The 20781-nt window shown below is 65.7% G+C and carries 18 protein-coding genes and 1 pseudogene; 11 read left to right on the top strand and 8 right to left on the bottom strand.

Features of this window, described 5'->3' with window-relative positions:
* Positions 1-40: 40 nt before the first annotated feature.
* Positions 41-3244 (top strand): lantibiotic dehydratase, encoded by a 3204-nt coding sequence (locus ACFPZ3_RS11215; RefSeq protein ID WP_379513939.1) that lies wholly within the window; start codon positions 41-43, stop codon positions 3242-3244.
* Here ACFPZ3_RS11215 and ACFPZ3_RS11210 read toward each other — a convergent pair.
* A complete protein-coding gene (locus ACFPZ3_RS11210) occupies positions 3241-4155 on the bottom strand; it encodes a CPBP family intramembrane glutamic endopeptidase (protein WP_379513938.1) in 915 nt (304 codons plus the stop codon). The two genes, ACFPZ3_RS11215 and ACFPZ3_RS11210, sit on opposite strands and share 4 nt — an antisense overlap.
* A gap of 15 nt (positions 4156-4170) precedes the next feature.
* Here ACFPZ3_RS11210 and ACFPZ3_RS70295 point away from each other — a divergent pair, with 15 nt between their 5' ends.
* The 5 genes from ACFPZ3_RS70295 to ACFPZ3_RS11185 all read left to right on the top strand — a co-directional run bounded on the left by ACFPZ3_RS70295 (position 4171) and on the right by ACFPZ3_RS11185 (position 7569).
* Positions 4171-5100 (top strand): hypothetical protein, encoded by a 930-nt coding sequence (locus ACFPZ3_RS70295; protein WP_465263551.1) that lies wholly within the window; start codon positions 4171-4173, stop codon positions 5098-5100.
* Positions 5101-5131: 31 nt separating this feature from the next.
* The gene (locus tag ACFPZ3_RS11200) at positions 5132-5761 is read left to right on the top strand and encodes an SdpA family antimicrobial peptide system protein (RefSeq protein ID WP_379513936.1); all 630 of its coding nucleotides are present in this window, start codon (positions 5132-5134) and stop codon (positions 5759-5761) included.
* On the top strand, positions 5695-6747 hold the full coding sequence (locus tag ACFPZ3_RS11195) for a sporulation-delaying protein SdpB family protein (RefSeq protein WP_379513935.1): 1053 nt from the start codon (positions 5695-5697) through the stop codon (positions 6745-6747). The genes ACFPZ3_RS11200 and ACFPZ3_RS11195 overlap by 67 nt, the downstream gene beginning before the upstream one ends.
* Positions 6748-6812: 65 nt before the next feature.
* The gene (locus ACFPZ3_RS11190) at positions 6813-7256 is read left to right on the top strand and encodes a hypothetical protein (RefSeq protein WP_379513934.1); all 444 of its coding nucleotides are present in this window, start codon (positions 6813-6815) and stop codon (positions 7254-7256) included.
* A 37-nt stretch (positions 7257-7293) separates the two neighbouring features.
* Positions 7294-7569 (top strand): hypothetical protein, encoded by a 276-nt coding sequence (locus tag ACFPZ3_RS11185; protein ID WP_379513933.1) that lies wholly within the window; start codon positions 7294-7296, stop codon positions 7567-7569.
* Positions 7570-7796: 227 nt separating this feature from the next.
* Here the strand turns inward: ACFPZ3_RS11185 and ACFPZ3_RS11180 are convergent, their stop codons facing one another.
* The 4 genes from ACFPZ3_RS11180 to ACFPZ3_RS11165 are packed head-to-tail and all read right to left on the bottom strand — an operon-like array spanning position 7797 to position 11846.
* Positions 7797-8714, bottom strand: coding sequence for a pectinesterase family protein (locus ACFPZ3_RS11180; protein ID WP_379513967.1), 918 nt, complete (start codon positions 8712-8714; stop codon positions 7797-7799).
* Between the two features lie 9 nt (positions 8715-8723).
* Positions 8724-9599, bottom strand: coding sequence for a carbohydrate ABC transporter permease (locus tag ACFPZ3_RS11175; protein WP_379513932.1), 876 nt, complete (start codon positions 9597-9599; stop codon positions 8724-8726).
* A gap of 10 nt (positions 9600-9609) precedes the next feature.
* Positions 9610-10545: a carbohydrate ABC transporter permease gene (locus ACFPZ3_RS11170; protein WP_379513931.1), complete on the bottom strand. Its 936-nt coding sequence runs from the start codon at positions 10543-10545 to the stop codon at positions 9610-9612.
* Positions 10542-11846: an ABC transporter substrate-binding protein gene (locus ACFPZ3_RS11165; protein WP_379513930.1), complete on the bottom strand. Its 1305-nt coding sequence runs from the start codon at positions 11844-11846 to the stop codon at positions 10542-10544. Before ACFPZ3_RS11165 ends, ACFPZ3_RS11170 begins: the two co-directional genes overlap by 4 nt.
* Before the next feature lie 611 nt (positions 11847-12457).
* Here ACFPZ3_RS11165 and ACFPZ3_RS11160 point away from each other — a divergent pair.
* The 3 genes and pseudogenes from ACFPZ3_RS11160 (at position 12458) to ACFPZ3_RS11150 (ending at position 15417) form a co-directional block, all read left to right on the top strand.
* Positions 12458-14770, top strand: coding sequence for a glycoside hydrolase family 95 protein (locus ACFPZ3_RS11160; protein ID WP_379513929.1), 2313 nt, complete (start codon positions 12458-12460; stop codon positions 14768-14770).
* Positions 14771-15092: 322 nt separating this feature from the next.
* A pseudogene (locus ACFPZ3_RS70290) lies at positions 15093-15221 on the top strand (MmyB family transcriptional regulator); the annotation flags it as partial.
* Positions 15166-15417 carry an MmyB family transcriptional regulator gene (locus ACFPZ3_RS11150; protein ID WP_379513966.1) on the top strand — a complete coding sequence of 84 codons (252 nt, stop codon included), beginning with the start codon at positions 15166-15168 and terminating at the stop codon, positions 15415-15417. The pseudogene ACFPZ3_RS70290 and the gene ACFPZ3_RS11150, both read left to right, overlap by 56 nt.
* Positions 15418-15964: 547 nt before the next feature.
* Here ACFPZ3_RS11150 and ACFPZ3_RS11145 read toward each other — a convergent pair.
* Together ACFPZ3_RS11145 and ACFPZ3_RS11140 are read right to left on the bottom strand one after the other, a co-directional pair.
* Positions 15965-16444, bottom strand: a complete 480-nt coding sequence (locus ACFPZ3_RS11145; protein ID WP_379513928.1) for a hypothetical protein — start codon at positions 16442-16444, stop codon at positions 15965-15967.
* 228 nt (positions 16445-16672) lie between these two features.
* A complete protein-coding gene (locus ACFPZ3_RS11140) occupies positions 16673-19021 on the bottom strand; it encodes a right-handed parallel beta-helix repeat-containing protein (RefSeq protein ID WP_379513927.1) in 2349 nt (782 codons plus the stop codon).
* 166 nt (positions 19022-19187) lie between these two features.
* Here ACFPZ3_RS11140 and ACFPZ3_RS11135 point away from each other — a divergent pair, with 166 nt between their 5' ends.
* Entirely contained in the window at positions 19188-19580 is a 393-nt protein-coding gene (locus tag ACFPZ3_RS11135) for a hypothetical protein (RefSeq protein WP_379513926.1), read from the top strand.
* A 6-nt stretch (positions 19581-19586) separates the two neighbouring features.
* On the opposite strand, the gene ACFPZ3_RS11130 is transcribed toward ACFPZ3_RS11135, so the two are convergent.
* Positions 19587-20393, bottom strand: a complete 807-nt coding sequence (locus ACFPZ3_RS11130; protein ID WP_379513925.1) for a hypothetical protein — start codon at positions 20391-20393, stop codon at positions 19587-19589.
* A 53-nt stretch (positions 20394-20446) separates the two neighbouring features.
* On the opposite strand from ACFPZ3_RS11130, the gene ACFPZ3_RS11125 reads away from it, so the two are divergent.
* Positions 20447-20743: a helix-turn-helix domain-containing protein gene (locus ACFPZ3_RS11125; RefSeq protein ID WP_379513924.1), complete on the top strand. Its 297-nt coding sequence runs from the start codon at positions 20447-20449 to the stop codon at positions 20741-20743.
* Positions 20744-20781: the final 38 nt, after the last annotated feature.

Genomic DNA, 20781 nt, shown 5'->3' with positions numbered 1-20781 from the left:
TCCACCAAGCCCTCTGTATCCTCTGTGCGAGCGTGATCTTGTGGAACCGAGCATCACCACCTGGCGGATGGGCGGAACACCCTACAAAGCGGCCGGATTCTTCATGCTGCGTACGCCCATGCTGCCCGCCGTACATCTCCTGAACATCTTTTCGTCCGAGCAAACCGGCGAAGCTCCGTGGAACGAAGGGGTGTTATCGGAGATCCGCTCTCTCCTGCGGACGCCGAGGGTGTTGCAGGCGTTGCACGCAGCCAGTCCCAGCCTGACAACCGCCGCCGCTCGATGCTTGCACAGCGAGCAGCCCGTCTTGGACGCCAAAACCATCCGGATCGCCGCGAGCGTCCTGCGCTATCTCAGCCGCATGACGACACGGCCAACCCCTTTCGGCCTCTTCGCCGCCGTGGGCATGGGAGAGTTCGCCTCGACATCCTCCCTGCGCCTGGACGCCGACCCCCTGGCGAAGACCAGGACCCGGGCGAGCCTCTCATGGACCCTGGCGTTACTCGAGGAGGCCGAACGGACAGTTGAGCTTCACGACGAGACGCTTCTGACGGTCAACACCATGCTGCAGGATGTCGGAAACCACGCGGTCCTGCCGTACAGGGATGTCTTCGGCGCCCAGGACAACCACGGTGTCCGCATCAATCTGACGCCTGTGGTGAAGCTCATTCTGACGTCGTGCACCGCGGGGTCGGGCGCACGCTGTGGCGAGATCGTGAAGCAGGTCACGGCGGCCTTTCCCATGCTGACCCCTCCCAGCGTGATGTCCCTGATGCGCCGGCTGATGGACGCGCGTGTGCTGACCGCGCACAGGTGCCCACCGCTGACCTGGGCCTACCCGGATCGGCACCGTGTCCTCAATGACGAGCCCTCGCGCCGGGATGAGCTTCGTGCCGTGCGAGAACGATGCCGCGAGATCGACGCCGCGCACGGCCAGGCACCCGTTCCGGTCCTGAACGACCTGGTGAAACGTCAGCGGCGCCTGACCCCGGCCCATCAGCGGATCGGCTACCAGACGGACTCCAACCTGGCCCTTGTCGCCACCAAGCTCACCACCGACGTGGCGGCGGCGGCCGAGGAGGCCGCCGGCCTGCTCGGGTCCCTGCAAGGTGGCCGCGATCGGCCATCGCATATCGCTGCATACCACCGCGCGTTCCTGGAGCGGTACGGCGTCGGCGCCGAGATACCGGTCATGGAGTTGCTGAGCCCGCACCTTGGCCTGGACGCGCCCGAGAGCTACCAGTACCCCCCACGCCGCCATCCGCTGCCCGCCGAGCACCGAAGCGGGCCAGGGCATCAGCGCCGAGAGGAAGCACTGACCGGCCTGCTCCTGGAAACCATTCATTCAGGCGGCACGACGCTGGAGCTCACCGATGACCGTATGGAGCTTCTGCGTCGAAAGGATGCCGGCCCCTCCATGGCACGGGCCCGACCGGCGGTGGATCTCTACTTCCAGCTTTGCGCGCGCTCTATGGAGGCCCTTGACCAGGGCGAATGGACCATGGTGCTGTCACCCATGCCTGTTACGGCCGGCGCCCGGGGATTCGGCCGCTTCTGGGACCTGCTCGGGGCCGACGCTCTGGCCATGGTCCGAGCAGTTGCCCGGGCCGAGGAGAAGCTACTGCCCGGAGTGCTCTTCGCCGAACTGAACTACGTCCCCGCGAACAGGCACGCGGGCAATGTCAGCCTCCACCCGCTCATCAGGGCACACGAGATCTGCGTGAACACCGCTCCGGGTCTGCCGGCCGCTGCTCAGATCCACCTCGACGACATCCTGGTCGGGGCCATGACGGACCGCTTCTACCTCCGTTCATCCCGCTCGAACGAGGAGTTGCTGGTGACACAGAGTCACCTGATGTCGCCCTCGTACGCACCCAACGTATGCCGCCTGCTGCTTGAGCTGTCCGAGGACGGCTACCCTCCGCTCTCGCCGTTCAGCTGGGGCGGACTTGCCGCTTCGCCCTTCCTGCCCCGCGTGCGGCGTGGTCCGCTTGTGTTGCATCCCCGGCAGTGGACCCTGCCGGACGAGAGCGCCGAATGGCGGGAGGGAGACGACCGCCTCAGCGCTTGGTGTCATCGATGGAAGGTCCCACGCCATGTATACCTCGCCGCCGGCGACAATCGCCTGGCCCTCGACCTGGCGCAACCCGCGTGCCGGGCCGAGGTGAACGCACGGCTCCGCCGGGCAGAGAGGGTGACCTTACAGGAGATGATGCCGGGATTTTCGCAGCTCTGGCTGGAAGATACCCGGTCGCGGCGGTACTTCAGCGAGTTCGTTGTGCCGTTGGTCGCCCGCGAACCCGGGCAGGTACGCAGGTCCCCCGCACCCAGGGTCGGGCTCGCGCTGCCCCCAGTCACGTCGGGAGATCGCGTCCAGGCACCGGGAGGGCGATGGTTGTACCTGAAACTTTATGCGGGGCAGTCCCAGCACAACGACATCATCACCGGCCCCATAAGGGAGTTGATCGACACCTTTCGTGCGCGCGGCCGCATCGACCGCTGGTTCTACGTCCGCTACGTGGACTCGCGCCCCCATCTGCGCCTGCGACTACGGTCATCAGACCAACGCGCCGACGAAGGGCTGACCGTGGAATGCCTCTCCTGGGCGCGGCACCTATGGCAGGAGAAGATATTCTCCGACTTCGCGCTCGCCGGCTACGACCGTGAAATCGAACGATACGGCGGGCCGGCGGCGATCGACGTGATCGAGGAGCTTTTCACTGCCAGCAGTGAAACATCCCAACGAATCCTTGCCACACTGAAACAATTAGATATTGAAGCTGGCAACGAAATCGTATGCGTAGCCATACTGCACGACCTTTATCGTAACTGGGGGATGCAGCCCCGTCCGCATGCCCTGCTGCCTCCAGCGAGCAAGATCTCGAACGAGGCCCGCCGGTTGTTTCATCGCAACCATCGCCTTCTCTGCGACCTGCTGGAGCCATGGGACGCGCATCCGGACGCCACCGCGCGCAAACTTCGCTCGCACCTGGTGCCCGCGCTCGGCGAATCGGCTCAGGTCATCGAAGGAGCGGGAACGAAAATTCGACGACTGGCCGGCTTGGAGAGGCTGCACGGCACGGAGGAGGACATCTTGCAGAGTCTCACCCACATGCAGGTGAACCGCATTCTCGGAGTGGATCGAGATCAGGAGGAATTGTGCTACAGCCTGTGGCTGATGACCCTCCGCGCCATCGAAGCGCAGCCTCGTCCGGTCGGCTGGCCGTGTTCGGCCAGATCTTAGTGGGCCGCCTTGATCTGATCGATGGACTCCGCCCGCAGCGGACGTATGCGGTAGAGCACGAACGCTAGTCCGGCGAGCAGCACCCACCCCATCAGGCCGGTCAACCCGGCAAACACCAGGTTCGGTTCCTCGCGGGAATCACCGAGCAGCAGGATCACGGGAACGGAGGCATTCATCGCGCCGTGAGCGACCACCGCGGGCCAGATGCTCGCCGAATGTATCCGCAGCCAGCCCAGCACCAGGCCACCTACGACACAGAATCCGATGAAATAGGCGGCGGCCCAGGGTCCGAGATTCGGGTAGTTGTAGCCGAGGAGCGTCACGGGCGCATGCCACGCCCCCCAGATGACACCCGAAAGCGGCAGGGCGACTCGTGTTCCGTACAAGGAAATCAGCGTGGGCAGCAGCCAGCCACGCCAACCCCACTCCTCGCCGAACGCATGTACGGCGTTGACCGCGGGTCCGACGAGAACGGACGTGACAATTTGCGCGATCACCAAGGGTCGGAGATCGTCCGCAGGAGTGGTGCCACCCTGCCGAAGAACTTCCCTGAACAGGCTGAACTCCCCCAGATCCAGCCTGAGCAGGCCGAGCGCGACGCTCCCCTCAAGAGCCACCGCGATCAGCAGGGGTGTCCCGATCCAGGCCGCGATGACGAACGCGGCTGTGCGCCCTTTGCTGGGCCCGAGCGTGAGACCCGTACGCGCGGCCCACTCCCATGGCGAGATCCTGCGGATGAGCCATACGGCCAATACCCCCAGCGAGGGAGTGAACATCATGGCCGCGGATAAGAGCCGGAAATACGGCGAGTCAAGCCCGGGCCCCAGCCATAACGGAAGGGCGAGGAGCCAGGCCCCGCCATAGGCGGCGACGAGGAACACGATAAGGCCCGTTATACGCCTTTTGGTCATCTGACTCTCCATTTTATGAAGTGCGGCCGACCTCGTTGCAACCATGCCAGCAAATTAGCCGAGCGCTACCCGAGGCGCGCTGCGAATAGTCGCGCACAATCGTTGATTTCGGCATGCAACATTGTAGGGGAATATTCTCTTTCTAATGAGGGGTTGACCTCGGCGAGGGCTTCGTCGCAATATGGGCAACGCATTGCTCGTCCACTCGGATGGAGGTTGCGGAAGAAAGCCGAGAGAAAGCCGATACTCCTACTTCAAGGAGAAATATTGTTACCAGCTAGAATTCACAGGTGGCGGCTGATAATACTCTCAGCCGTTACGGCGGTCGCCGTACTGGCGACCTCCTCCCTCTACAACGCGACAGCTGATACAAAGGTGGCGCCACGGTTCTCGGCCGTGGAGCTGGCCGACGCGATCGCGTTCAGACAAGGGCCGGCGGCGCAGTATCTCCCGCCGCTCGACCAGGCGGTTCCCGAGCTGGATGCCAAAGGGCTTGAGGTCAAGCGGTTAGTGGAGCAGGAACTCGTCCAGAACCCGCAACTGGCCACTGACCTCGCGGCGAAGTTGCAATCCGGTGATCGAGTCGCGGTCTCCAGTGCGATCGTCACTCTCGGCGAGCTCGCCCACAAGTCGCTGAACACGGTCTATGGGACCGACGTGGTCAGCCGCGCCATTCAGGACACGAAGTCGCGGATGAGTCCTTCGGCCACCACGACGGGGACCGGACTCGGCGCCGTGCAGGTGAACACGAACATGACCATCAACACCAACTACACCTACGCCTATGCCGCCATTTACGGCGCCGTGGCGGTGCTGATCATCATCGTTCTCATCCTCCCCGCCAACGTCGGCAACCTGCCGGCGCTGAGCGCCGAGGGCAACGTGGCCAAGCTCGCACACGAGCAGTTCGTCGACCAGATCGCCACCGGCCTGCAGGCCAAGTGAGCGGTATCCCGATCTGACGAGGGGAGTCTCCATGGGGTTCGAGTTCAGGAAAGACGAGAGGGCCGACGATGGCAGTGATACCGCGTCGCCATCCCACGTACTCGAGCCCCTTCTCGCGGGGGCCCCTGCCCGCGAGGACGTACGGCTCGGCCGCGCGTTTCTCCTGATGGCCGCGGTGACGACAATCTTCGTGACCTATGTGCTGCACGCGGCACTCCCGCAGACCGTGCTGCGGCTCCCCTTCGAGAACAGGGAGGTGGCCCGACAGATCGTCCCCGAGGGGTGGGCGTTCTTCACCTCGAGTCCCCGCACCGTGTATCCCCAGGCCTACGAACGCTACTCCGGTACGTGGCGCGCTCGCGGCGGGTCTCTGGTCATCCCCTCGGGCCTATTCGGCCTCAACCGCGCACAGAGAGCCGAGGGTACGGAGATGGCGCTCCTCGTCTACGGGCTGCCCAAGGACGCATGGTCCCCGTGCGCGTCCCAACCCGCAAAGTGCCTCGACGAAACACCCGTGAGCGTGACCATCCGCAACACATCCAACCTTCGGCACGTCTGCGGGGACATCGGCATCGTCAACCAGGAAGTGCTGCCATGGGCTTGGAGAAGATCCGACACCATCATGCCTTCGACCGTGGTCAGAGCGGAGGTGCGGTGCTGACCGCCGGACTGGCACGCGCGGGAATCTGGATCCGATCACGTCTCGACCTCTCGGCGACAGCTTGGACCTCCATGGTCGGTCTCGTGCGCACCCTGCTGGCGCTGGGCACTCTGGGTACGCTGCTGGCCACGCCGGCGCCTGTGCTGCTGTCACCCCTGGCCGGAGGTGTCCGTCCGCCGGTGTGTTCCGGAGCCGGCATGGCGAGCATCTGGTGCGTCCTGCCCGCGGGTGGAGGAGAGGTGGCCAAGTGGGCTTCCGTGGCGATCCTGCTGCTCGTGGCCAGCGGCTGGTGCCCGAGGATCACCGCGATACCACACTGGTGGGTGTCCTGGAGCTTCATCAACTCGGTCACCATCCAGGACGGCGGTGATCAGGTCACCGCGGTACTGACCCTTCTTCTCATCCCGGTAGCGCTCACCGACCGGCGCCGATGGCACTGGTCGCGCAGTACGGTGGCGCCCGGCTCAGAGCCGGTACGCATGGTGGCCACGGTGACACTCCTTCTCATCCGGATCCAGGTGCTTGTGCTCTACCTGCACGCGGGACTCGCGAAACTGGGCGTACCGGAATGGGTTGACGGCTCGGCCATGTACTACTGGTTCCGCAGCGTCATTTTCGGCGCACCACCGCTGCTGCGCCCGCTTCTCGACGTCCTCACCGACGTGCCGATCCTCTTGGCCCTCCTGACATGGGGATCGATCGCGATCGAAGTCCTCCTCGGCGTCGCGCTGTTCATGCCTCGCCGGGCACGATATGTGCTCCTGGCGTCAGGGCTGCTTTTCCATGAGGCCATAGCCGCGTCCATGGGCCTGTGGAGCTTCGACATGGCGATGTCGGCGGCGTTGATCCTCTATTTGACCCCTCAAGGCAGCGAGCTCAACGGCTCGGTGCTCCGTCGTATCCGCGGCACGCTTCGAGCAGATCCCCAGCCAGTGTCAACCGAGATAGGAGCGGAAAAGGTGAGCGCGCCCGCCCAGTCCCGCTGAAATGGTACGGGACACTGGGAGATATAACGGTTCGCTGCCCGCTATCGAGACGAAGGATCGACATCGTGGCTCACGATCTGCTTCTGGTGATGGCCCCGCTCGCATTAATCCTGGGGCTGATACTGCACGGTGTCGCCATGGCAAAGAACGGGGACCTTGCCGAAATCGAGACATCAGCCGGGGAAGTCATCATCCGGCCACGCGGGGTACTCAAAATACTGTCATTCCGGTGGTCCGTCCGCCTTCCCGTCGAATCCATTGCAGGGGCCTCGGTCATCGACATCGAGAACACCACCCCCGCAGGTATGCGATACGGCGCCACACTGTTTCCCGGACTCGTGGCCGGCACCTTCATGAGCCCCGAGGGGCCGACTTGGTGGCTGGTCGGCCGAATGCGGCCGGCACTGGAGATCGACCTGCGCGACGGGCCTTTGAACCAGGTGGTCGTGCAGGTCAAAGACCCACGGGCCGCTGCGGCACAGATCAGGGCGTTGATCCGGGACCACTAGCACGGTTCGCAAGTTCGTCAGTAACACGGAGGAAACGATGCCCACGATCAGACGCGGCCTCGCCGTGCTTGCACTCGCCGGCGCCAGCCTGGCACTGTCAACCGGACCGGCCCACGCGACAGCCGCCTGGGAACCACCACCGGGCTACACACTCGAGAACAGCTATTTCGGAGGCAGCGTCAGCGGATGGTGTGATCGGGTCGGGACAGAAGGAGCCCAGAAAGGCCAGTGGACCGCCTACGTCTGCCATGACGTCATGCGCCGGCTCGCCGACCTGTACTACATCTACGGGGACCTGTACGTGAAGAGATGAGCGACTCGTTGACCGGTAGTCCGAGAAGCCAGGGGCTGCGGTAGGAGCGGGAGCCGGCGCGGACCAGGGCGACCAGGTGGGCGCCGTTGACCGCGCGCCAGCGGCTCTGGGCGGACTCGATCAGTTGAAGCCATGCCCTGCGCGCAGTCGCAATAGGTCAGCCCAGGACTCGCGGTAGCCGCCCTTGAGCGCAATCGGTCCCTTGGAGCCGTCGGCACGGACTCCGATCAGATGGGCGACGACCTGGCGCCTGGAACCTCTCCAAGCCGCCCAAGACCCCCTTGAGGCACAGGGCTTCTCCGCGGGCGAACTGAATGGTCAGGGCCGGGCAATCGCCCGCCGGTTGCTCGGTAGTTGCTCGACGGCCATCGGCACCCGTGAACACGAGGTGGCATTTCGAGAGCGGCGAAAAAGGAACTGAGCTGGGGTTTCTCGGTTTTCGGAGCGGCCGGTTCCTGAGTCGTGGTCAGCCGGCCGGGTTTCAGGCGTCGCTGCCCGCCAGATACTTCTGCGGGGTTTAGCCGGCGGCCTGGGAGCTGCGGCCGGTTGCTGTTGGTGGTCGCGCCCGCGCCGTTGTTGCGGTACTCCAGGAAGCGGGCGTTCTGCCAGGTGTTGGTGGACATGTCCGTCCACGGCTGCGCGGTCTTGATGGTCGCGCTCAGCGTGGACTCCCGGTACAGCACCTGCGCGTCCTGCCGCCACGGCCGCCCGAGCTGGGTGGTGTTGTTCGTGGCGCCGGTGATGCGGGACTTGTAGAACAGGTACCCGTAGGTCTTGGTCGCCGGGGTGCTGGCCGCGGTGATCGGGCCGCTGGTGTAGGCCGAGCGGTTGTTCACGATGACGGTCTGGGAGGGCGAGGAGCCCAGGCCCTGCAGCGTCACGTACGGCTTGTTGAGGGTGACGGTCTCGCGGTAGTCGCCGGGCTTGCTGGTGATCACGACCCGGCCGGTGTTGCTGGAGGACACCGCGTCGATGGCGGCCTGCACGGTCCGGTAGCGGCCGGTGCCGTCGGCGGCGACGGTCGGGGTGCCCGTGGGCGCTGGGCCCGGAGACGTGGTTGAAGGACCACTGCATGCGGGCGATGTCGGAGCAGGTCTCTTCGACGACGGGGTTGTTGCCGGCGGGAGCCGTCCTTTCTCCCGGATGTGTGGCAGCTACTTGAGCCCGGTCGTGGCGATGCCCTTGACCAGGTACTTCTGACCGGCGATGAAGAACCCGATCACCGGTGCGAGTGACAGGAACGACATGGCGAACATCTGACCCCACTGCGACTGGCCCTCGGAGTCGATGAACTGCCGCAGCGCCAGCGGCACCGTGTACAGCTCGGTGTCGGTCAGGTAGAGCAGCGGGCCGAAGAACTCGTTCCACACCGAGATGAACGTGAAAATCGCGGTGGTGGCGAACGCCGGCATGCACAGCGGCATGATCACCCTCCAGAAGATGCGGAACGGGCCGCAGCCGTCGATGCGGGCCGCGTCGTCCAGCTCACGCGGCAACGAGCGCATGAACTGCACCATCAGGAAGATGTAGAAGGCGTTGGTGGCCAGGAAATTGGGCACCAACAGCGGGTAGTACGTGTTGAGCCAGCCGAGCTTGGCGAACACGATGTACTGCGGCACCAGCAGGACGTGGCCCGGCAACATCATGGTGCCGAGCATCAGCGTGAAGAACAGCTTGCGCCCGGTGAAGTTCAGCCGGGCGAACCCGTAGGCCGCCAGCGAGCACGACACCAGGTTGCCGATGATGCTCAGCACGACGATCACCAGCGAGTTGACCAGATAGACGCTGAAGGGCTGCTCCAGCGCGTCCCACCCGAGGCTGTAGTTGCCCAGGTCCCACTGGGCCGGCCACAACGACAGGTCCGCGAAGATCAGTGAGTTGGGCTTGAGCGAGCTGGACACCAGCCAGGCCAGCGGGTAGAGCATGACCGCGCCGGCCAGGCACAGCAGCACGTGCTTGATGAAGCGGCTGCGCCTGGTGCTCCCCAAGCGCTCGATGAAGCTGTCCTGTTCGATGGGCGGAGCCGACATTGCGAAGACCTCAGTTGTCGTAGTGAACCCAGAGCCGGGCGGTCAGGAAGTTGAGCGCGGTGAACATCGCGATGATCACCAACAGCATCCAGGCCATCGCCGAGGCGTAGCCCATCCGGAACTGGGAGAACCCCTGCTGGTACAGGTAGAGGTTGTAGAACATGGTCGAGTTCGCGGGGCCGCCCGCTCCGCCGCTCATCACGTACCCCTGCGTGAAGGTCTGGAAGGACGAGATCAGGGACTGGATCAGGTTGAAGAACACGATCGGGCTCAGCAGCGGCAGCGTGATCGAGCGGAACTGGCGCCACTTGGAGGCGCCGTCCATGGCGGCGGCCTCGTAGTACATGACGGGGATCTGCCGCAGCCCGGCCAGGAAGATCACCATGGGCGAGCCGAAGGTCCAGATGTGCAGCACGATCAGCGTGGTGAGCGCGAAGTCGGGATCGGAGGTCCAGCCGGGCCCCTCGATGCCGAACCAGCCGAGGAAGACGTTCACGATGCCGTTGAGGCCGAAGATGTAGCGCCACAGCAGCACGATCGCGACGCTGCCGCCCAGCAACGAGGGCAGGTAGAAGATCGCGCGGTAGACCGACAGCCCCTTCACGCCGCGGTTGAGGACCATGGCCACGCCCAGCGCCGCCGCCAGCGACAGCGGCACCGACACGAACGTGTAGATGAAGGTGACCTTCAGCGACTGCACCCACACCTCGTCGCCGAACATCTCGGTGAAGTTGTCCAGGCCGATCCACGTGGGCGCGTTCAGCAGGTTGTAGTCGGTGAAGGCCAGGTACAACGAGGCGAAGAACGGGATGACCGTGAAGAGCATGCCGATGAACCACGGCAGCAGGAACAGGTAGCCCGCCCGGTCGCGGCGCGGTTTCGGCCGCCGCCTGGACGAGGGGCGCACCCCGGCGACCGCCGGCGGCGCGACCAGTGTGGTGCTCACTTGCCGAGTGCCTTCCTGCCCGCATCCACAAAAGCCTTGGCGGCCTGCGCGGGGGTCTGGCGCTTGAACTCGACCTCGGCGGCGATCGTCGTCAGGCTGGAGGCGATGCTGCTGGAGCCCGGCGGATAGGTGTAGGCGCGCGGCAACTCCTCCTTCTGCAGCGCGAGCAGGTAGTCGGTGGCGGCCTGGTCGTCGGCCGAGAGCACCGGTTTGATCGCGGTGGCCACCGAGGTGTTGGCGGGCACGCCGCGGGTGGTGCCGGTCGCCTTGGAGGCCTCAGGGTCGTTGATGAGGAAGTCGAGCAGGCTGAGCGTCTCCTTGGGGTGCTTGGAGGCGGCCGCGATCGACCACAGGGCGGGCGTGTCGATGGACTGCCCGCGCCGCTTCTCGGTGGTCTCGCCGGGGATGCGCAGCAGCGCCAGATTCCCGCCGGCGACGTCCTGGTTGGCGGCGAAGTTGTTGGTCGGGATGATCTGCGCCGCGATCTGGCCCTTGGCCAGGGGCGACTGGTCGGCCGAGGCGCCGAGGTTCTCGATGAGTCCGGCCGGGGGAATCGCGCCCTCGGCGCGAAGCGAGTTGAACATCTCGAACCAGGCCGTCATCGTGGCCTCGCTGACGCCCAGGTGGCCGTCGGCGGTGTAGAAGTCCTCGCCCTTCTGGCGCACGAACACGATGAGGTTGGCCAGCGTGCCCGCGTCGAAGTGCGCCCCGTACACCTTCCTGCCGCTGGCGTCGGTGATCTTCTTGGCGAAGGTGGCCAGGTCCTTCCAGCTCCAGGTGTCGCCGTCGGGAATTTCCGCGCCGTACTTCTCGGCCGTCGTCTTGTTGATGACGAATCCGATGGTGTTGAGCCCGGAGGGGATGCCGTAGTACTTGTCGCCGACGCTCGCCAGGCCGATCGCGCTGTCGCTCAGCGCCGAGACGTCCAGGGCCGCGGAGCGCGCCTTGATGTCCATCAGCACGCCGCGGTCGGCGTACTCGCGCAGGCTGTCCATTCGCATCATCATCAGGTCCGGCGGGTCGCCCGCGGCGAAGCGGGTGGCCAGCTTGTCCTTGTACGGCCCGCTGTCCTGGTACTCGGTCCGCACCGTGACACCGGGGTTCTTGCGTAGCCAGATGTCCAGCGCGGCCTGCGTCTTCTTGGCCCGGGTGGCGTCGCCCCACCAGACCATGTTGAGCTGGACGCCGCCACCAGAGGACCCGCCGCCGCCGAAGCCGCGGCCGCAGGCCGACAGCCCCAGCGCCACGCTGGAAAGCCCGGCCATCCGCATCAGGTCTCGTCTGGAGACGCGATCTGTCATGGTGCTGTGCCCTTCACGAGGCAGAAGAGGGGGATGGAACGCGTTACTTTGGCGCCCTGCGCGTCCGTGGGGTGAGGTTACGACCGCATTTCTGAGCGAGTCAATCCGCTTAACAATGGATAGCCAGGATTTCAACACCTCACCCGCAAGCAGGGTGTCCGCGACTATTTCCGCTGGTCGGCAGAGTGTGCGGGATGATCGGAACCGCGTTCTGCGGACGGACACGGCGCGCGCGAGGGGTCCGGTTCCGAAAATTTCGAGAATTCGGCGGGCTGGACGGCGTGAACATTTCATTCGCGGGTGCGGGAAATGCGCGCGTTCCCTCCGGCTCGGAGGCACATCGAATCTCTCGCGACAGGCTGCCAGGCATTTTCGCTGGTCAGAGCATTGCGCTCTCTTCGGCTCCCGGAAAACGTCGGATGCCACCCTTGTTGCGGCCGTGTTCCGGTGCTATCTCCTTGGTGGAGGTCACCATGTGATCGGAGGAATGAGTGTCACACCCACCGCTGCGGCGCCTGAGCACGTCCTTGCTCGCCGCGTTATCCCTGGTAATCATCCCGATAACGGCGCCGGCCCACGCACAGGTAGAGCCCATCCCGGAAGCGAGTGCAGTGCAGAGACCCGATGACCTGACCCTCTGGTACGACCAGCCTGCCACCGACTGGGAGACCCAGGCGCTGCCCATCGGCAACGGCCCTCTGGGCGCGATGATCTTCGGTGGCGTGGCGTCCGAGCAGCTCCAGTTCAACGAGAAGACCCTGTGGACCGGCGGCCCCGGCTCACCCGGCTACGACTTCGGCAACTGGAAGGCACCGCGGCCGGGCGCTATCGCCGAGGTCCAGGAGCAGATCGACCGCGACGGCAGGATGACGCCGGAGGCCGTGGCCGCCAGGCTGGGGCAGCCCAAGACGGGATTCGGCGCGTACCAGACCTTCGGCGACCTGTTCCTCGACCTCGCCGACGCGCCCCGGGACCCCTCCGGGTACCGCCGCGAGCTGAGCCTGCGCGAGGCCGTGGCCAGGGTCGGATACACCGCCGACGGCGTGCGTTACGAGCGCGAGTACTTCGCCGGTAACCCCGGCAACGTGATCGTCGGCCGGCTCTCGGCCGATCAGGGCGGCAAGGTGTCGTTCACGCTGCGCCACACCTCGCCGCGCGACGACAAAAGGGTCACCGCCGCCGGCGGCCGGCTCACCATCCGCGGGCAGCTGAGTGACAACAAGATGACCTTCGAAGCTCAGGTCCAGGTCATCACGGAGGGCGGCACCCGTACCGACGCGGGGGACAGGATCACCGTCACCGGCGCCGACAGCGCCGTGCTCGTGCTCTCGGCCGGCACCGACTACGCCGGCACCTACCCCGGCTACCGGGGCCAGGACCCGCACGCCAAGGTCACCGCCGCCGTCGACGCCGCCGCCGCGAAGGGCTACGGTCGGCTCAGGAAGGCGCACGTCGCCGACTACCGCAAGCTGTTCGACCGGGTGAAACTCGACCTGGGCGGTGAAGCTCCCGCCATCCCCACCGACCAGTTGCGCGAGAACTACACCGGCGGCGCCTCCGCCGACGACCGGGCGCTGGAGGCGCTGTTCTTCGCCTACGGCCGCTACCTGCTGATCTCCTCCTCCAGGCAGAACGACCAGCTCCCGGCCAACCTCCAAGGCGTGTGGAACAACTCCATCAGCCCGCCCTGGTCGGCCGACTACCACGTCAACATCAACCTGCAGATGAACTACTGGCTCGCCGAGCAGACCGGCCTGCACGAAACCACCAAGCCCTACGACCGCTACATCACGGCCCTGGCCGAGCCCGGCCGCAAGACCGCGCGCGACATGTACGGCGCCCGCGGCTGGGTGGTCAACAACGAGACCAACCCCTTCGGTTTCACCGGCGTGCACAACTGGGCCACCGCGTTCTGGTTCCCCGAGGCCGCCGCCTGGACCACCCAGCACCTGTACGACACCTACCGCTTCACCGGCGACGAGAAGTACCTGCGCGACACCGCGTACCCGGTGATCAAGGGCGCGGCGGAGTTCTGGCTCGACTTCCTGCACACCGACCCCCGCGACGGCAAGCTGGTCGTCTCCCCGAGTTACTCCCCAGAGCACGGCGACTTCTCCGCTGGCGCGTCGATGTCGCAGCAGATCGTCCGCGAGGTGTTCACCAACGCCCTCGCCGCGGCCAAGAAGCTCAAGACCGACACCGGCTTCCAGGCCGAGGTGAGCGCGGCGCTGGCCAAGCTGGACCCGGGCCTGCGCATCGGCTCCTGGGGACAGTTGCAGGAGTGGAAGAGCGACTGGGACTCCACGACCGACACCCACCGCCACGTCTCCCACCTGTACGCCCTGCACCCCGGCAACCAGATCACCGCCGGCACGCCGGAGGCCGAGGCGGCCAAGGTGTCGCTGGGCGCGCGCGGCGACGGCGGGACCGGCTGGTCCAAGGCCTGGAAGATCAACTTCTGGGCGCGGCTGCTGGACGGCGACCACGCCCACCAGATGCTCGCCGAGCAGCTCAAGTCCTCCACGCTGGACAACCTGTGGGACACCCACCCGCCCTTCCAGATCGACGGCAACTTCGGCGCCACCTCCGGCATCGCCGAGATGCTGGCGCAGAGCCAGCACGACGTCGTGCACGTGCTGCCCGCGCTGCCGTCCGCCTGGAAGAACGGCTCGGTCAAGGGGTTGCGCGCCCGCGGCGACATCACCGTGGACGCCACCTGGAAGAACGGCGCCCCCGACACCGTCACCGTGCACCCGGGCAGGAACGGCCCGATCAAGGTCGCCTCGCCGTTCATCGCCGGCCGCTACCGCATCCTCGACGGGCAGGGGCACGAGGTGGAGGCGCGCCGCGACGGTGACACGCTGAGCTGGAACGCCCGCGCCGGCAAGACGTACACGATCCAGAACGAGGCCCCGTCGCCCTGACCATGCCCGCCACGGCCAGGCCCTTCGAGGCGCGGGTCGCGGTGACCGCCGCCCGCCGCCGCGCCATCGGGCGGCGGCCTGGCCATGGGCGGCGGCCTGGCCATGGGCGGCGGCCTGGCCATGGACGGCGGCCTGGCCATGGACGGCAACACGTACCTGACCACCGCCGGCACCAGCCTCGGTTTCGTACGCGAGGCCCCCTCGCCGCCGAGGTCAAGATCTCGGGCAGCGGCTCCGCGATTGTGCGTAGTACTGGCAGGGACAGTTCACCCTCGCGAGCACCGCGTCCGGCAAACCGGATCGTGCCGATCAGTCGTCACGGCTGCGGCCGGCGCTGCGGCAGGTACTGGAGTCGATGGAGCTGGCGTCCGCTTTCGTCAACGACCAAAATCTCGATGTCGTCGGCGGGAACACGTTGTGGGCGCTGCTGTTTTCTGATGTGGCTTCCCTGCCGCGCCGGGGAACGCAGCATGATGCGCTGGACATTGCTGGACCCGCGCGCTCGCCTGGTGTGGTGCGACTGGGAACGCGTCGCCCGCGACTACGTCCATGGGTTGCGGATGGCCGCCGCCGCCCAGACATCGCGCCTCCCGTTGGAGAAGAAGAGGACTTCTTGCTGCGCACCGCTTCTGGGCGCGGCACGCTGAGCGCCGAGGAGGTGAAGAACCGGCGGGACCTGACCTTCTGATCGTTGGAGGCGTGGTCCGTAACATCCTCCCCGGACCACGCCGCCGGCCAGGGCGAGAGCTTGTAGAGGGTCTACCAGGGAATCTGAAGGGCCCAGACCCGGTTCGAGGGGAAGCAGGTATACCAGGGCCACAGGCCGGTGCTCAGGCCCTGTTGGCCGACGTGGTGGCAACTCTCAGCGCTGGGGTAGTAGCCGTAGATGCTGACCGGCGCGGATAAGGCTGTGGCGCCGACCGGGGTTGTGGCGCCGACGAGCGCGGCGAGACCGAGGCCTGTAACGGCAATGCGTAAGGCTGCTCTTCTCATGAGTCTCCTCACCTGCGGTTTCATGCATAACTATTAGTTAATTTTACTAATAGAAAGTCATCGCACAAGGCCCGTTATTTCTCCGGCTGTCGGGTGCATGCTCCTCGTAGCCCGGACGCGGCGGGCGCGCGTGGATGTCCCCGTCTCCCCCCTCGCGGAGGGAACGCTCCCCGCCTCGAAGGCGAAGCTGACCTCCACCAACTATTTCGCCGAGATCACCCCAATGACAAAAACGTCGCCATTCGGAGCATGAGCGAGGCAGTCGATGTCACCGTCTACCTTGTATCCGAATGGTATTCTCTTGCCCCATTTCTCATACCCGCCCACCAGGGCCACCGAAGTTCCCTGAAGAACGTTGCCGATTTCCGGGACGGTTACACCGCGTTTGCCGTTGATCCGTGCTGGGGCCGTGCCCTTCGGCCAGACCAGCCCAACAAGCATCGAGCCAGTCGTCATCAGCTCCAAGCACCTGTTCGCGGAGTTATAGCGCAGCTCGCCTTTTGTAGCGGCTAGATAGCTCTGCGTTGAGGTGCGGACGACGATCTTCGGATCCTGACCAACCGTGCGAACGTGGTCAACACCACCGTCTGTGGCATTGGAGGGTCGGTCTGTCCGATGTGCTGTGGCCGTTACGCCACCGTCTGGCTGAGAGCAGGCTGCAAGCGGGAACAGCAGAGCCAAGATGGCTGTGCTGAAAGGCCGGGGACGGCAGCGCAACTGTCTCATGGGCGCATCCAACCACCAGGAGACAGGGATCAGGGCCTTCTATCGCATTCCCGACAGATCTTGGGAAACGCGATGACACTCCGGGAAGACGCCACTGCATATCCTGCAGACCGCCAAGCGGGGACGGTCGGAGGCGTTCGGACCGCCCAAGCCACGATCTGTGGCTTGGGCCTCGCTGTGTTGTCAGCTCTTGGGACCGATTCCGTCCAGGGTGAAGCTCTTGTTCCACTCCCGCACCCACGGGCGGCCGAAGCCGTCCGTGGAGTTCAGCGGGGTGGACTTGGCGTCGAACTTGCCCGTGGCCGGGTCGAAGGCGAATTCGGCGGGGGTCGGCTTCTTGACGTTGTAGGAGTCGAAATCGGGGTTGAACGTCTTGACGCTCAGCCCGTCGGCGTCGTCCGTGTACGCGAAGTCGCCCGTGCCGATGCTCACCGAGCGCGTCAGCACGTTGTGCGCCGGGACGTAGACGGAGTCCGGGTTGCTCCACACGTGTTCGTCCGTGCATTCCGTGCTGCCGACCGAGGTGCAGACCTGGCCCTGGGAATCGGCGGGGACGTACCAGTCGCGGATATCGGCGTACTGCTTGCCGTAACGGCGGTACCACTTCTCCACGTTCTGGCGGGTGTTGGTGAAACCGGTGCCGTCGCCGACCTTGAGCATGTCGTTGAACCGCTCGACCACGACCTTCGCATTGGCCACCGGCAGGCGCTTGCCGCCCTCGTGGTAGAGCTTGTCGTGGCCGATGTACGTCACGTCCTTGAACACGTTGTCCGACGCGACGTTGCTGTGGCCCGACTGGTAGAACAGGCCGTGCTGGACCTTGTCGAAGACGTTGTGGTGCACGACCATTCCCGACATGCCGTCGTCCATGTAAATGGCCTGGTTGCCGTCCTCGCCGATGTCCTTGAACAGGTTGTAGGTGATCACGTTGTTCAGGTACGTGTAGTCGCGGCCCGCGTAGATCACGCCCTGGTCCGAGGCGTTCGTCACGAGCCTCTCGAACCTGTTGTGGCTGACCTCCATGTCGTTGCCCATGATCTGAATGGCCATGTGGGGCGCGTCATGGACGTTGTTGTAGCGGAAGGTGTTGCCGACACCGTACATGTAGCCCGCCGGCGTGTACGTGGCCAGTTTCGAGAAGTCGTAGATCTCGTTGTGCTCGACCACGTGGTCGCCGCGTTCGAGCGAGTCCCGGTCGCCGCCGGCCGTGAAGACGCCGCCGCCGCCCAGGTCGTGCAGCCGGCTGTTGACCACCCGGTTGCGATGGCCGCCCCTGCTCGTGCGGTATTCGGCGATGGCCGTGATCGCGTCGTTGGCCTCGCCGATCGCGATCGCGTCCATGCTGACGTTGAGGATCTCCAGGCCGTCGACGGTGCACGACTCGGCGTCCAGCAGGCGTACACCGGTGCCGGTGGTGCCGTTCAGCTTCAGGCCCTTGAGGGTGACGTTCCTGACGTTCTCCAATTGGAAGAACGGGGCGTCGAACGAGGTGAGGCTGATCTCCTTGCCCGCCACCGTGCCACCGGGCGGATAATAGTAGAGCGTGTTGTGGGCCTGGTAGCGGTCGATGTAATACTCGCCCTCGGCGTCCAGCTCGCTCAGCACGTTCTGGGCCACGAACGACGACCATTTGTCGGTGGCTATGTACATCGTGGGGTAACTACTCGCAAGGTCATTGCCGGCGACCGAGGCGATGCGGATACGGTCGTTGGCGTAGTTGTTGCCGAAGTAGCCGGCCAGCCAGCCGTCGGTTTCGTACGCGGTGGGGTCGGCGGTGCCCGTGGCCCATTTCTGGGAATGGGCGGCCAGGTCCGGGTCCGTGATGGTGTAGACGGGGCCAGGGAGCTTGAGCATGTCCTCGTACGGCAGGGTCGTGCCGTCCTGGGTCTTGTCCGAGAAATAGTCGCGGGCGCCCTTGGGAGCTACCTTGACGGTGAGGTGGGTGCGGTCGAGTTTCGCATCGCCGTTGGGATACTGGGCCAGTGTCTGCGTGGCGTCGTCAGTGATCAGCTGGGGGGCGAAGGGTTGCGGCTTCCAGTTGAAGCCGTTCTTGTTGAGCGCCCCCGTGGGGATGCCTTCCGCCCCTAAGTCGTACACGTAGACATTGGGGGCCGTGGCGGCCGGGACACGCGATTTCGAGGACCATTTCGCGTCGGCGGGGACGTCGCTCAGCTTCTGGAACTTCTCCGGCGAGAGCGTGGTGACGCCGGCCAGCTCGACCTGCTCGCCCGGGTAGGCGGCGTAGGTGACGTAGGAGTTGTCCTCGCCGGTGACCTCGATGGTCTTGGCCGTCTGGTACACGCCTTCGCGGATGTAGACGGTGCCTGGGTTGCGGGCGCTCGTCTTGCCCGCCAGGGCGTCGCGGGCGCGTTCAATCGTGGCGAACGGGTCTTTCATGGTTCCGGACGCGTCGTCCTTGCCGTCCTTGGCCACGTACACGATGGTCTTGGGGGGCGCGGCGGCGGCGGGATGTGTGCTGGCGGCGATCGCCACCAGAGCCGCCACCAGGGGGATCGTCACTCTCTTCGGCATGCTCGGGCAGACCTCAATCGATACAATATTACTGACTTCAAAAGTCGTTTCTGGTGAACCGTAACGCTGCCGACGCCAGAGTTCAATGGTTTGACTTCCGGGCTCCCCGGTTCTGTCGGCCCGGCCTGTTATTCATGGCTCAACACGTCGATCGAGGAGCCGCCCCATGGCCACCGCCACCTTCAGGGACGAGAGCGCGACCGGGAAGCCGCTGGCCGAGCTCACGCTGCCCGACCTGCCGGAACGCATCACGGCACGCGAGCTCGTACGGCTGCGCGTGCGCGAGGAGGTCGCCCGCCACAACGCCGACCCGGCCGCCCGGTTCACCGGCCTGGTCCGGCCTGTGGAGGCGGAGGCGGAGCTGAATGGCTACCGCGCGGGGCCCCGGCGGCGGGTGGAGTGGGAGCGGCAGGCGGACGTGGCGGAGCGGGCGTTCCAGCACAACGGGTTCCTGCTGCTGGTGGGGGACCGGCAGATCGACGACCTGTCGGAGACGATCGACCTCACCGTGGATCCGGTGGTGTCGTTCGTCAAGCTCGTGCCGCTGGTCGGCGGCTGAGGTCTGTCAGGTGCGGCGGCGAGGCCTGCGCAGGCGTAGTCCGATGACGGCGGCCAGCATGATCACAAACCCCGCCGCCATCACCGCCCGCCCGTCCGGCCCCGCCTCACCCCCGGCCCCGGTGTCCGCCCCGCCGGCCGGGGTCTCGGTGGTGGTGGTCGTGATGGTGCTGGTCGGGGACGAGCTGGTTTCCTCGTCGTCCGGCGTCGTCTCGCTGTCCTCGGGGCTGGGGCTCTCACTGTCCGTGGGATCCGGATCAGCGCCCTGCCCATTTCCTGGGACCGGGAGTTGGTAAGTGGTCAGGTCGTCGCGATTCTGCACGGCGCACTTGATGGCGGGTGAGGTCGGGCTGGTGCCGAAGTTGATGGCGCCTGGTCGCACCGTCCCCGTGCCAGCGCTGTCCGGCGTCGTCAGCAGGTCCACTCGGGTGACGGGCAACGTGATCGCCTCCCCGGGCGTGGTGGCGTCCAGTGTGCCGACGCCGGTGGCGGAGGTCAGGCCGGGATAGTTGCTGATGCCGGCATAGGCGTACAGCTTGGTTCCGTCGTCGAGGCCGGTGATGGGAGCCCGCAAGGTGGTGCCCTCGGCGTAGGCCCCTTGCCACCCGATGGACAGCTGGGTGCCGACCGTGGTGCTCGTCGGCATCGTCAACGTGACCCTGACCTTGATGGTCTGCGTCTCGTTCGTTTCGGTGGTCACGCAGGTGTACTCGACGACGTCGGTAAGGGCACGACGTACCTCATGGGCAGAGGCTTGGGCGGGCTGGCCCAGAAGGATCATGGCGGTGGCTAAGACGGCCAACTGGACACGCACGGCGGCTCCCTTGCGACGGATGATGCACCAGAGGAGACGGGGCGGTCGGCCACTTGGTTGACAGGATCGTCCACATCAGGACCTTAGGCCGCGTTGGACGTTCCGCTGTTCGGCTCAGCCGAGCCTTCGGCAAGGCCCTGTACGACCGCCGTGTGGCGCTTGGTCTCAGCGTGGCCGAACTGGCATCGAGGGCGGGCATGACCGAGGACGAGATCGAGTGCATCGAGGAAGGCGGGACGGAGCCCACCGTGGCGCTGCTGCGCCATCTCGCCGCCGCCCTGGAAGCCGACGTACGTCTGACCGCCGGTCACGACCTTGGGTCGCTCTGGTTCGAGCCGCACGCCGCATAGCCTCCAGGGGCCGTTAATTCGCAGGCGGTCGCCACCTC

This window comes from Nonomuraea insulae (assembly GCF_042656245.1).
Note: the sequence above shows the minus strand (reverse complement) of the source record. Positions and strands in the feature narration are given on the sequence as shown.